Genomic DNA, 12,761 nt, shown 5'->3' on the forward strand with positions numbered 1-12,761 from the left:
ATGAGTACCGACAAGTCAGACCCACTGCCCGGCGTTCCACGCATCGACGACCCGCGGACGAGCACCCCGCTGACCGAGACGTTCAACACGGGGACGGCGAGCGACCCCGAGGTGGGGACTCGCGGGGAAGACATGACCACGATAACGGTGGACGGCACCGCCGTGGCGCTGCCGCCCGGGTCGACGCTGATGGACGCGCTTTCGAGTGTGGATACCGCGGCGTCCGTGCCTGCCCTGTGTTACTACGACCGCCACGAGGCCGGCGAAGCGGAGCGGACCGACGCCGCCGGCGAAATCGGCCCGCGCAGCGAGTGTCGCACCTGCATGGTCGAAACCGACGACCACGGACTCGTCCCGGCGTGCAGTTTCCCGGCAGAAGACGGCCTCTCCGTGCGGACGGATGCCGCGAGCGCGACCGAGGCCCGCGACGTGAACCTCGACCTCGTTCTCTCGAATCACAACCTCCGGTGTACGACCTGCAACCAGAATGGTCGCTGTGAGCTCCAGGACGTGAGCATCGAAAACGACGTGATGCACCCGCGTTACGGCGTGTTCGACGACCGCGACGAGTACGCTCCGCTCGACGATTCTCACCCGTTCATCCAGATAGACCGCAACAAGTGCATCCTCTGTAATCGCTGCGTCGAAGCCTGCAACGACGTGCAGATGGAAGGCGTCCTCCGCATCGAGGGCTCCGGGGCTGACACCCGCATTGGCTTCCAGAACGGCGCAGAGACGATGGCCGACTCGACGTGTGTCTCGTGTGGTCACTGTGAGTCGGTGTGTCCGACTGGGTCGCTCACGAACAAGGGGATGGCCAATCTGGCGACGCTCCCGATTCCCGGCTTCAACCAGCGCAACTCGATTGGTCGCGTCATCGAACACGAGAAAGCGGAGACGGCCGATAAGACCGACGCGCCGAATCGGGGCATTGACGGCGCGAGCGAGCGCGAGGTTGCGAAGAAGTCGGGCGTCGCGCGGATGATGGCGCGGGCGAAACAGCGCGCCCGGCAAACGGCAGATGGGCTCGGCGAACGGGCCATGCAGACGGTCGAACACACCGCAGAGGACCTCGCGGCGCGGACGATTCCAGAGGGCTACCTGTTCGCCGTTGCGAGCGCGGTGAGCGACGTGCGCCTGCGGAACGTCGAAAAGACGGAGACGACGTGTGGCTACTGCTCGGTCGGGTGTCGCTTCGATGTCTACACCAAGGACGACGACTTCCTCGGCGTCCAGCCGACCGACCCGGACGTGGCTCCCGTCAACGACTTTTCGACCTGCGTGAAGGGGAAGTTCGGCTACGAGTTCGTCGACGCCGACGACCGCCTGACGAAACCGCTCGTCCGCGGCGACGACGGCGAGTTCCACGAGGCGTCGTGGGAGGAAGCCCTCTCGCGGGTGGTCGCGGGCCTCTCGGGAATTCGCGAGGAATTCGGCTCCGACGCACTGGTCTGCTTTGCCTCCTCTAAGTGCACGAACGAGGAGGACTACCTGATGCAGAAATTCGCCCGGCAGGTTCTGGGGACGAAAAACATCGACAACTGCGCTCGCCTCTGTCACTCCTCGACCGTCGCCGCGCTGAAACAGACGGTGGGTTACGGCGCGATGACCAACCGAATCAACGAGGACATCGGCGAAACGGACGCCTACCTCATCACCGGGTCGAACACCACAGAAAGCCACCCGGTGCTCGCGACGCGCATCAAGCAGAACGTGGACGCGGGCGCTGACCTCGTCGTCTTCGACCCGCGCAAGGTCGGCATCGGCGAGCACGCGAGCCAGTTCGTTCGGGTGAAACCCGGCTACGACGTGGCGTGGATTAGCGGCCTCACGCGCTACATCATCGAACACGACCTGCACGACGAGCAGTTCATCGAAGAACACACGAAACACTTCGACGAGTTGGTCGAGAAGGTCGAACCGTTCACGCCCGAAGAAGTCGAGCGCCTGACGGAGGTTCCCGCAGCCGAACTCGCACAGGCCGCAGAGACGCTCGCCGCCGCAGAGAACGTCGTCTTCGGGTGGGCGATGGGCATGACCCAACACTCCCACGGGACGCAAAACGTCCTCGCGCTCGCGAACCTCGCGCTCACGCTCGGACAGGTCGGAAAGCCAAAGGCCGGCCTCTCGCCGTTCCGCGGCCACAACAACGTCCAGGGCGGGGGCGGCGACATGGGCACGCTCCCGAACTCCCTCCCGGGCTATCAGGACGTGACCGACGACGACGTGCTCGACAAGTTCGAGAAAGCGTGGGGCGACCGCCCGCCGAACGAGGTGGGCCTGAAAGTCACCGAGGCGTTCGACGAGGCCCACGAAGGCAACGTCCGCGGGATGTACATCATGGGCGAGAATCCGGCGCTCTCTGAACCCGACATCAGCCACGCAGAGGAGGCGCTCGCGAATCTCGACTTCCTCGTCGTCCAGGACATCTTCCCGACGGAGACGACCCAGTACGCAGACGTGATTCTCCCCGCCGCCGCCTTCCCCGAAAAAGATGGGACGTTCACGAACACAGAGCGCCGCGTCCAACTCGTCGGCAAGGCGATGGACCCACCCGGCGAGGCCCGCCAGGACTATGAGATTCTGCAGAACCTCGCCAATCGGATGGGCTTCGACTGGGACTACGACCACCCGGCCGACATCATGGACGAGATTGCCGCGGTGACGCCCATCTACGGCGGCATCGACCACGACCGCCTCGCGACCGAGGGTGGCCTCCAGTGGCCGTGCTGGGACCAGGAGCACCCAGGGACGCCTTACCTCTACGAAGAAGGGTTCAACTTCGAGGACGGCAAGGCCAGATTCGTCCCCGCAGACATGGGCCAACCCGGCGAACTGCCTGGTGAGGAGTACCCCCTCACCATGACGACGGGGCGCGTCCTCTATCACTTCCACACGGGGACGCTCACCCGTCGCGTCGAGGGCATCATGTCCCACGTCGGCGAGAGTTTCGTCGAGATTCACCCCGAGACCGCAGCGACGCTCGGTATCGAAGACGGCGACTACGTGACCGTCGCGTCGAAGCGCGGCGAGATTACCGTGAAAGCGGAGGTCACCGACCGCCCCGGCAAGGGCGTTGTCTTCATCCCGATGCACTTCGCCGCGGGTGCGGTCAATCGCCTCACCAACGAGGCGTTCGACGAAATAAGCGGCATCCCCGAGTACAAGGTGGCGAGCGTCCGGGTGACCCGCGCGGACGGGCCGCCCGAGGAGCACTGAGTGCGCGCCGCTGTCATCATCGCAGGCGGTCGTTCGACCCGCTTTGGCGACGCGGACAAAGCCGTCGCCGACCTCGCGGGCACGCCCATGATTCGCCGGGTCGCAGACCGCCTCACGGGAGTCGTCGACGAACTCGTCGTCAACTGCCGCGCCGACCAGACCGCCGCCATCCGCGAGGCGCTGGCTGGCTACCCACACCCCGTCCGATTCGCCGAGGACGAGGACACAGACGAAGGCCCGATGGCCGGCATCCGAACCGGCCTGCGGGCGGTCGAAGCCGAGTACGCCGTCGTCGTCGCCTGCGACATGCCGTTCGTGGACGCCGAGTTGGTCACCTCCCTGTTCGAGCTGGCCGCGGGCCACGACGCCGCCGTCCCGAAACTCGACGACGGCTGGTACCAGACGACCCACGCCGTCTACCGAGCGCAGCCGATGGCCGACGCCTGCGACGCCGCGCTCGCCGCGGGCGACCACAAAATCATCGCGCCGTTGTTCAAATTAGAGTACGTCGTGGTCGAAGAAGACGCGATTCGCGCCCACGGAAACGTCGAGAGTTTCGAGAATTTGAACACCCGCGAAGAGTTCGAGGCCGCAGCCAGGCGGTTTTGAGAACAGTGTGGCACTCAGAGGAACTCAAATTCAACGTCGTCAGATAATGCGACCTGTATCAGCAATCGCAACGATTACGCATTCAGGCCCCATCGAACGTCATCACTGACTGCCTCGAGTTCTCGTTCTGCGCGTTTGACACGGTCTCGTCCGACGAGTTCAATTGCCGTCTCTCGGTCAATCTCCTCGCTCAGGTAGCGAGAGAGAACGAGATCTATCCAAAGGTCCTCGACACCGCGTTCCAATGCCTGTTCGAGGATCTCCGACTCAGGAATGCCTCGGGCTTTGGCGATTTCTTGGACCCGTTCGGTGAGATCCGTGACCATGGTTCACAAGAATTCCTCAATGCGGGAAAAACCCACGGGCGAACACCCCGAGTTCACGGGTTTCGAGGGCGTTTCCCGACGATTCTGAAAACCGTATTGCCGGCGAGATATACCGCTCGAAGGTGAAATATAGCTATTCCATCGGCCAGCGTCAAATCGCGCTATGGCACAATCTGACTCCGGTGGGAACCACGACGCAGCGAAGCACATCGTCCTCGAACCCGACGCCATCCACGAACAAGAGGGCGGCCTCTACATCGACTGTCCGGCCTGTGGCTCTGCGACGCCAATCCTCACCATCGTCGAGACGGGTCACTGCAGTGGCTACGTCGAAGCAGAGATGACCGAGACAGGCGGCGACACCGACCCCGTAGCTGGTGATTGCCGGGCATCGCTATCGCTCGAACTCGTCTGGGAAGACTGACTGAAAAAATCGGCTCCGGAAACCCCTCCTCCAATTTAAAGGCGACCGAGGTGGATTTCGTCGTCAGTGATTCGGTCGACGTGTCCCGTGCGAAGCGGGTAGGTCTCTTCGTCCTGGTCCTCCCAGCCGAGTTTCGCCTGCAGCTTGTCGAAGACGCCCGGTTCCGGGTTGATGTACGCGACGCCCTCGCGGACGGCGGCGACCATGCCGATTTCCTCGCCGCGGGAGTCTACAACGCGCTTTCCAACGTCACTGTCGGAGAAGGTCACTTCTTGCATGACAGGTAGATTCGTCGTGCGTTCAGGGCTTTATTATTAAGATAGAAAGGACGATTAAATTAAGCGATTTTTCCAGACCATCCGTGAAATAATACAAGCACTGAAATCTGGTGGTTCCGACACGCGGGACTATCAATCGGTCAACTACATCCCGCTGAATGGGCGGGAAGTGCCGCGAGAGGTGATTAAGATCGGCCACCCACCTCACAGGTATCGTGACCTTCTCGCTTACGTCGAGACTAACCGTCTTGGGTACCAACAGGTCCGCTCAACGCTCGACCACGGCGACGAGCGGGTCGGTCGCAGTCATCTGGGAGAGCACGACCCGCGGGACGGAGGAGCGGGCGAGCACGGCGGTTGCAATCTCGCGGCCGACCGATTCGAGGGCGGTGTCGTCGACCATGTTGACGAGCGGAATCGCCGTTGTGCCGTCGGGGAGGTCCTTCAGCCCGCCTTCCTCGCTCGCGAGGACCGTCGCAACGTCTTCGGCCGTAAGGTGATCGCCGAGTGCCCGGCCCGTCACGCTGGCGACGCGCTCGGGACGGTGGACGTGTGCTGCCGTCAGTGGTTCCCCCACGACGCGGGCGCTCGCGATGGGAATCACGGTGTCAGCGTTCTGTGGAAACTGTGGCTCTCGGTCGCCGGGCGCTTTGAGCAGGCGGGTGCGCGCCCCGTCCGCCTTCACGAGAACCGGGATGTCGGGGAGCGCGTCCGCGAGTCGAGCGACTGTCTCCGGGTCGTATCCACGATAGCGGTCTGCTCGTTCGCGTTCGGCCACGAGGCCGAGCGGCCAGGCGTGGGTGGAAGCGAGCGCGCTCTCAGGGTCGTCGGTGACCACCACCTCGCCGACCTGTTCGTCGAAGATGGGAATGCGGACGGTGGCCGTCACGACGGCCCGACCGAGTCGGTTTGCGAGGTGATAGAGCGTCGTCTTCTTGCCCCCTGCGCCGACCACGCAGGCGACGCCCGATTCCGCGGCGAGTGCGTCGACAATGTCCATTGGCACGTCGTTCGGGTCCAACGCTAAAAGCCTGAATCGTTCTCGAACATGTACTTCGAGTTACGCGAATTTTTATTTCACTACTTGAGAAAATCGTATTTGATTACCAATGTGTTCGATTGAACGACGATACCGATAGAGACGATGACGGAAAATCACTCACAACACGCATCCCGTGTGGAGTGGATACCGAGACTTATCGTTGGTCTCGGGGCGTTCCTGTTGCTCACACACCTTCTCGAGTGGGCGCTGTACCCGGGTTCGTTTCAAAGTTTCCTCGCGGGCGGCTTTCTCATCAGCCTGTTCACCACGATTCCGGCCACGAGTGGGATCATCGTCGCTGGCTACTGGCTCGATCGCAGCGACCTCGAACCGACGCGGTACGAACGTATTGCAAAGTGGACCGCAGGGGGTTTGCTCGTCTTTCTCGGGATTAATATACTCATCATCAATGCCATCTTCCTCGAGTTTTTCCCGGCTGACAGACAGGCTTCGCTGTTGGTCGGCTGGGTTCGCTTCGCGATGAGTCTCGGCGCTGCTTGCGGGCTGTTCATCGGCATCGTCGAAGCCCGCGCCATCGAACGCGCCCTCGACGCAGAGCGGGCGACGATGCGCGCGGCAGAACTCGAACACCAGACCGACCAGCTCGAATTCTTCAACAGCATCCTCCGTCACGACGTGCTGAACGGAATGACCGTCATCCGCAGCCGGGCGGAGTTCCTCGATGACGACCTGACCGACGAAACCCAGCGCAGGCACGCAGACACCATCCTCCGGTGGAGCGACGACATCGTCCTCATCATCCAGCGGGTCAGGCGCATCCTCGATACCCTCACCGAATCCGCCGAGTTCGTCCCGACCGCCACCGACCTCGCGAGCGTCGTCGGAGACGAAGTAGACCGTATCAGCGCCACCTACCCCACAGTCGAGTTCGAAACGGAGGTGCCAGAGGGGCTGTTCGTGGCTGCAGACGACCTGCTCGGCGAAGTCATCGGCAACCTCCTCACGAACGCCGTCGAACACAACGACCAGGAGGGATTGACCGTCACGACCAGCGCCACCGCCGAGGGGGACACCGTGACGATCCGCATCGCGGACACCGGTCGGGGCGTCCCCGACGACCTGAAGACGAGCATCTTCCGCCGCGGAGAGACCGGCCGCGGAATCCACGCCGGAACCGGCTTTGGCCTCTTTTTCATCGATTCGATGCTGTCGATGTACGGCGGCCAGATTCACGTCGAGGACAACGACCCTCACGGGGCCGTGTTCGTCGTCGAACTGCCACGAGCGACCCAGACCCAACCTGCCAAAGCGAGCGCTAAATCGGTGTCGCTGCGATGACTCACCCGCGACGCGCCACGCGATAAACGTCCCGGCCGGCGTTCGATTCGAAGCGGTTGTCCTCGAGCGAGACGTTGCTCGGCGCATCCATCATCACGCCGAGAACGTTCTGGACGATGTGGGAGTCACGGACGCGCACCGACTCGGTGTTGACAAACGAAATGCCGTACCCGGTATCGACGAGGCGAGCGTTTCGAACGACGCCGCCCCTGACGTTCTCGAACCGGATGCCGTAGTCCCACCCGCTGACCGTGAGATTGTGAATCGTCACGTTCTGGACGTCCGCGGCGACGATTCCCGTCGTATCGCTCACGCCCCGTCCGGCGAGCGTGAACCCGCGTCCATCGAGGACCACGTCGTCGGCTTCGATTCGAATGCACGCTTCTGAGAGATGGGTCCCGCCGCCGTTCTGGATATCCGACGCCAGCGTGTATCGTCCAGGCTTCGTTATCGTCACCTTCGCGCCGATCGTTCGCTCACTCATCGGCCCCCTCCGTCTGCGGTGGGGTCGCCCACGCTGGCAGGCGTTTTCGCTCCTCGCCCTCGAAGTCCGACGTGCCGGACATCGCCTGTATCGCTCGGGCGTCGTCGAGACTCCACACCGCGCCGTCTTCGTGAAACAAGCCGTTTACGACGCCGTTGCTCCGCTGGGGCTGAATCCACGCCGGTTTCACCATCAACGACCAGAAAAAGTTGCCAAAGCCCGTCTCGTGGACGAGCGGGGCTAAACTCGCGTAGTCAGGCGTTCTCTCGCTCGGTTTCGGTGCCGACGTGAATCCGCGACCACGGCGCGTCCGTTGCCATTCGGTAAGCCAGATTGGCGAGTCCATCGCGTCGTGGAGGACGGCGACGCGGTCGAGCATCGTCCGAAACGTCTGGCGGTCGCTCGCAAAGTTGTAGTGAAACTGGAGGATTTCGCTTCCCCACGCCGCGTACTCGGCGTTCTTGCCGAGGCTGGTCGACCCGACGGTGAGCGGGACGGTTCCCCGGTGGTCCGCGGCCGTAGCGAACATCGCTTCGGCGAAGGATTTGCGGATTGATTCCCACCCCGGTTCGTTCATCAGTTCGATGCCGAGCAACCGCTCGTCGTCGCGGTAGCGGTCCATGAACCAACGGACAAATCGCCGCGTTTCGTCCCACTTCTCTCGATTGAGCAGGACGATGCTGGATGGCGAACTGAGACCAATCGCCGTTCGTGGGTCGGTGTCTTCGAGACGACTCGGTTTCGGTTCTGCACCAATGGCGTCGAACAGGCCGAGAAGCACCGAGATGTCTCGGTCTGCCGCTGCCGCGAGGAAGTGGTCGAGGGCTTCCTCGTGCCCCTCCGGGTCGTCCTTCCACACTTCGTAACACAGCCACGTCCGAACGGCGTTCAGGTTCACCCGCTTTGCGTACGATAGGTCGCGCTCTATCACCTCTGGGTCGTATCGGTCCCACATCTGATAGAGGTTGAACGCACGCGACGGAATGTAGACCGCACCGCGCACGTCGACCGGGTCCGGGTTGCGACGGTTCCCCGGTCGTTCTCGGGACTTGTCGGTTGACAGCGGCTCCGCTTCGGTCGAATATGTGTCGCGATGGCGAACCGTTCCGTACCACGCCGTGCCCGCCACGCCTGAGACAGCCCCGGCCAGCAATACTTGTCGTCGCGAGATGTCAGGAGCCATCGCACAGACTCCAGAAACTGGCTGTCAGCCCTTCGTCGAAGGTTTTTACGGTGAGTTGAATGGGGACCATGAGTTACGTTGGGGGGTGCGCCGTCACCGTCCGCAGCTGACGCATATTCTTGTGTGAGAGTCTCTGGGACGATTTTTTCGGCCCGCTATTAGCGATTTTGGCCACGTTCTGGAAAGTGAGACAGACGGACAGGACCGCGGCGATGCGAACAGTTTTGACACCGGCCACAGCAGTGTGTTCCATGTCAACAAGCCGCCCGAACATCGTCTTCGTCATCACGGACCAACAGCGGATGGACACCATCGGGGCGCTCGGAGCCTCGCACATGGACACGCCCAATCTGGACCGCCTCGCCGAGGAGGGTGTCACGTTCACCGACTGCCACATCACCGCCCCCTCCTGTGCCCCCTCGCGTGCGAGTCTTTTTACTGGACACTACCCGCACACGACGGGCATCTACAAGAACGGCGACCGGTGGACGCGTTCGTGGGTCGAAGACTTGCGCGAGAGCGGGTATCACACCGTGAACGTCGGGAAGATGCACACCGCGCCGTACAACACTCCGCTTGGGTTCGACGAACGCTACGAGGTGGAGAACAAGGACCGCTACCTCGGCCCGGTTCCCGCGGGCGACCCACCGCTCCCCGGCGAGAAGTTCTACTTAGACGAGTGGGACCGGGCGCTCCAGGCGCGCGGCCTGCTCAAACAACAACGGGAGTTCTACCGCCAATGGGATGACTACGACGAACGCCTTGGCGCGTTCGAGTGGGAACTCCCCGAAGACGCCCACCCGGACGTGTTCGTCGGCGACTTCGCGGCGCGATGGCTGAACCACATGCCCGCGCTCGACCAACCGCTGTTCATGCAGGTTGGGTTCCCTGGGCCCCACCCGCCGTACGACCCGACGCCCGAGTACGCAGCGGCGTACATGGACCGCGACCTTCCGATGCCAACACGCTCTGACGCCGACCTCGAGGGCCAGCCACCGCCGCTCAAAAAGCTCCGAGCGCACCACGAGGCAGTGGACCACGACTCGGTGAGTCACGACGTGGACGCGAGCGAGGAGCAGCTCCACCGCCAGCGAGCGTACTACTACGCGAACGTGGCGATGCTAGACGAACAGGTCGGCAAGCTACTCGACGCCCTCGAAGCGAACGGCTACGACGACACCGTCGTCGTCTTCACCTCCGACCACGGCGAGGCCCTCGGCGACCACGGCCACATCCAGAAGTGGACGATGTACGACGTCATCACGAACGTCCCGACCATCGTGTGGTCGCCCGACCGCTTCGAATCGCGCACCGTCGAGGAGTTGGTCTCGCTGTTCGACCTCGGGCCGACCGTCCTCGACCTAGCCGGCGTCGAAGCCGACCCGTCGATCGAAGCCCAGTCGCTCGTTCCCGCACTCGAAGGCGACGACGAGTGGACCGGCCGCGACCAGGTGTTCGCCGAACACGCCCGCGACGGCATCCTCCGCGAGACACAGTTCATGACGATGGTGCGGACCGACGACTGGAAACTCGTCCACTTCGTCGACGAGGAAGAAGGCCAACTGTTCGACCTGAACGCAGACCCGGACGAACTCGTAAATCGATGGGACGACCCTAACGCACAGGACGTGAAACGCGACCTCCTCGATACACTATTGGAGTGGCGGATTCGGAGTGGGGTGCGGTCGGCTGATTGGGCGACGGAGTTCAGGTGAGGTTGGGACAGTGAACGTCACTCTGACGGAGGAAACCACGTGACTGCGGACGACCCCGTCTGCTGTAGCGCGTCGCGAAGTGGCAAATCAGGCGAGAGGCGCGAATCCGACGAAGCCGACGCCGTCGAAGCAGCGCAATCGACCGCGCCAGCCGCCTCCGACGATCCGCGGACGAAGGCGATGGTTCGTCTCGACGGCGGCTCCTTTGAGATGGGCACCGACGAGGACGTGGGCTTTCCCGAAGATGGCGAAGGCCCGGCGCGGGAGGTGACCGTCGACCCGTTCTACATCGACACATTCGCCGTGACCAACGCCCAGTTCCTCGCGTTCGTCAAGGAGACGGGCTACACCACCGAGGCAGAACGCTTTGGCTGGTCGTTCGTCTTCGCGGATTTCGTGGCCTCCGAAGACGAGGAACACGTCCTCCGGGCGGCCCCCGAAACCGAGTGGTGGGTGGCCGTCGAAGGCGCAAACTGGCTCTTTCCCGAGGGGCCGGGTTCGAACGTCATCGAGGACGACCGCCTGACCCACCCCGTGACACACGTCTCGTGGACTGACGCCGTGGCGTACGCAGATTGGGCGGGCAAGCGCCTCCCCACTGAGGCCGAGTGGGAGTACGCCGCCCGCGGCGGGTTAGCGGGGAAGCGATTCCCCTGGGGAGACCAGCTGAAACCGGAGGGTGAGCATCGCTGTAACATCTGGCAGGGCACATTCCCCGAGCGAAACACCGGCGCGGACGGCTTTCTGGGGACGGCGCCAGTAAACGAGTACGCCTCAAACGACTTTGGCCTCTACAACACCGCGGGCAACGTCTGGGAGTGGTGTGCCGACTGGTTCAGCCCCGACTTTCACACGACCCCAGCGTACGACCACGACAACCCGACCGGCCCGCTCACGGGCGACGCCCGCGTGATGCGCGGGGGGTCGTACCTCTGCCATCGTTCGTGGTGCAATCGCTACCGGGTCGCCGCGCGCAGCAAGAACACGCCCGACAGTTCGACCGGGAACATCGGGTTTCGCTGTGTCGTAGATGCAAAAACTGAGTGAGAACGGGCAAAGCCCCTCATTCAGCGTCGGCCGTCGCGCCGAACGCCACCCCCAGTCCGGCTCCGAGTGCCAGTCCCATCGCGCTTCCTAACGCGATTCCGAGCGCAACGTTTCCCAACACGACACCGACCGCCGACCCGAGGCCAGTTCCGAGTGCCATCCCGATGACGATCCAAATCGCGAGCGACCCGTCGCCATCCTCCGAAAAAGTCAGCCCACGCATTGCTACTCAGGTTCACCGACCGTGAGCACGGGCACCGGTGCCGATCGAACAGTCTTTTCGGCGACGCTTCCGAGGAGGATTCGCTCCGTCCTGCGTCTGCCCGTCGTCCCCAGGACGACAACGTGGATGTCGTTGGCGTCGATACAGTCGAGAATCGCATCCACCGGATCCCCGTGTTCGAGATGTTCTACTACATCGGAGAGACCGAAGGTCTCTGCTTCTGTGACGAGTTCTTCGATGGCTTCAGTTGCTGCTTGTTCGTGTGCTTGTTCAGGAAAAGCCGACCGAATATCGAAGCCGAGTGATGCGTCGTCCACGACCGAAAGGACGTGAGCGGTTGCGTTAAGCGACTCCGCGAGCGCCAGTCCATGTTTCGCTGCCCGGAGTGCGCCAGCACTGCCATCTGTTGGGATGAGCACATTCTCGTAGGGGAACACCAACTGCTCGTCGGGCTGCATTCTGGCGGTGAGGACAGGGACCGAAGCGAGACGGACGACCTTCTCGCTGACACTACCGTGGAGATACCGTGACAGTCCCGTTCGCCCATGGGTGGCCATCACGATCAAATCATGCCCGTACCGCTCGGCATACTCGACGATGGTGGGCGCTGGATTCCCCTGTACGACGTCAGTCTCGTACTCGACACTACGGGCCGACAAGGTCTTACTTGCATCCTCGACGATGTCTTCACCCTCCTCGACGAGCGCATCAACCACCGTGTTTTCGACGACGGTGACGCTGTCGCGCGTCGTATCTGCGACGAAGAGGAGATGGACCGTTGCGTCTGCCCAGTTCGCAAGCTCCCCGACGTGCCGGAGAATTTCACTACTGTCCTCGCTTTCGTCAACTGGGAACAGGATATTCTCGTACATACTCCCGATACAGACTGATACGGGAGGTGCTTTCTAAGGT

13 protein-coding genes are annotated in these 12,761 nt (G+C 62.8%); 6 read left to right on the forward strand and 7 right to left on the reverse strand.

Annotation, left to right across the window (positions count from 1 at the left end):
• Both fdhF and P1M51_RS11590 read left to right on the forward strand, forming a co-directional pair.
• Positions 1-3,219: a formate dehydrogenase subunit alpha gene (fdhF, locus tag P1M51_RS11585; RefSeq protein WP_276274484.1), complete on the forward strand. Its 3,219-nt coding sequence runs from the start codon at positions 1-3 to the stop codon at positions 3,217-3,219.
• Positions 3,220-3,828, forward strand: coding sequence for a molybdenum cofactor guanylyltransferase (locus P1M51_RS11590; RefSeq protein WP_276274485.1), 609 nt, complete (start codon positions 3,220-3,222; stop codon positions 3,826-3,828). It abuts the gene before it with no gap.
• Between the two features lie 74 nt (positions 3,829-3,902).
• On the opposite strand, the gene P1M51_RS11595 is transcribed toward P1M51_RS11590, so the two are convergent.
• Complete coding sequence (locus tag P1M51_RS11595) at positions 3,903-4,154, reverse strand: ribbon-helix-helix protein, CopG family (RefSeq protein ID WP_276248368.1); 252 nt, start codon at positions 4,152-4,154, stop codon at positions 3,903-3,905.
• Between the two features lie 163 nt (positions 4,155-4,317).
• On the opposite strand from P1M51_RS11595, the gene P1M51_RS11600 reads away from it, so the two are divergent.
• Positions 4,318-4,578 carry a hypothetical protein gene (locus P1M51_RS11600; RefSeq protein WP_276248369.1) on the forward strand — a complete coding sequence of 87 codons (261 nt, stop codon included), beginning with the start codon at positions 4,318-4,320 and terminating at the stop codon, positions 4,576-4,578.
• 35 nt (positions 4,579-4,613) lie between these two features.
• Here the strand turns inward: P1M51_RS11600 and P1M51_RS11605 are convergent, their stop codons facing one another.
• Complete coding sequence (locus P1M51_RS11605) at positions 4,614-4,856, reverse strand: PRC-barrel domain containing protein (protein ID WP_276274486.1); 243 nt, start codon at positions 4,854-4,856, stop codon at positions 4,614-4,616.
• A gap of 268 nt (positions 4,857-5,124) precedes the next feature.
• Positions 5,125-5,856 carry a selenium cofactor biosynthesis protein YqeC gene (gene yqeC, locus P1M51_RS11610; RefSeq protein ID WP_276274487.1) on the reverse strand — a complete coding sequence of 244 codons (732 nt, stop codon included), beginning with the start codon at positions 5,854-5,856 and terminating at the stop codon, positions 5,125-5,127.
• Between the two features lie 177 nt (positions 5,857-6,033).
• Here yqeC and P1M51_RS11615 point away from each other — a divergent pair, with 177 nt between their 5' ends.
• On the forward strand, positions 6,034-7,197 hold the full coding sequence (locus P1M51_RS11615) for a HAMP domain-containing sensor histidine kinase (protein ID WP_276274488.1): 1,164 nt from the start codon (positions 6,034-6,036) through the stop codon (positions 7,195-7,197).
• 1 nt (position 7,198) lies between these two features.
• Here P1M51_RS11615 and P1M51_RS11620 read toward each other — a convergent pair whose 3' ends face one another.
• Entirely contained in the window at positions 7,199-7,681 is a 483-nt protein-coding gene (locus P1M51_RS11620) for a right-handed parallel beta-helix repeat-containing protein (protein WP_276248373.1), read from the reverse strand.
• Positions 7,674-8,864: a glycoside hydrolase gene (locus P1M51_RS11625; protein WP_276274489.1), complete on the reverse strand. Its 1,191-nt coding sequence runs from the start codon at positions 8,862-8,864 to the stop codon at positions 7,674-7,676. The genes P1M51_RS11620 and P1M51_RS11625 overlap by 8 nt, the downstream gene beginning before the upstream one ends.
• A gap of 251 nt (positions 8,865-9,115) precedes the next feature.
• Here P1M51_RS11625 and P1M51_RS11630 point away from each other — a divergent pair, with 251 nt between their 5' ends.
• Together P1M51_RS11630 and P1M51_RS11635 are read left to right on the forward strand one after the other, a co-directional pair.
• Entirely contained in the window at positions 9,116-10,579 is a 1,464-nt protein-coding gene (locus P1M51_RS11630) for a sulfatase (protein WP_276274490.1), read from the forward strand.
• 39 nt (positions 10,580-10,618) lie between these two features.
• Positions 10,619-11,626 carry a formylglycine-generating enzyme family protein gene (locus tag P1M51_RS11635; protein WP_276274491.1) on the forward strand — a complete coding sequence of 336 codons (1,008 nt, stop codon included), beginning with the start codon at positions 10,619-10,621 and terminating at the stop codon, positions 11,624-11,626.
• A gap of 16 nt (positions 11,627-11,642) precedes the next feature.
• Here the strand turns inward: P1M51_RS11635 and P1M51_RS11640 are convergent, their stop codons facing one another.
• On the reverse strand, positions 11,643-11,849 hold the full coding sequence (locus P1M51_RS11640) for a hypothetical protein (RefSeq protein WP_276274492.1): 207 nt from the start codon (positions 11,847-11,849) through the stop codon (positions 11,643-11,645).
• Between the two features lie 2 nt (positions 11,850-11,851).
• Positions 11,852-12,721, reverse strand: a complete 870-nt coding sequence (locus P1M51_RS11645; RefSeq protein ID WP_276274493.1) for a universal stress protein — start codon at positions 12,719-12,721, stop codon at positions 11,852-11,854.
• Positions 12,722-12,761 lie beyond the last annotated feature (40 nt).

The sequence above is a fragment of the Haladaptatus sp. QDMS2 genome (assembly GCF_029338295.1).
In the GTDB taxonomy this organism is placed as follows: domain Archaea; phylum Halobacteriota; class Halobacteria; order Halobacteriales; family Halococcaceae; genus QDMS2.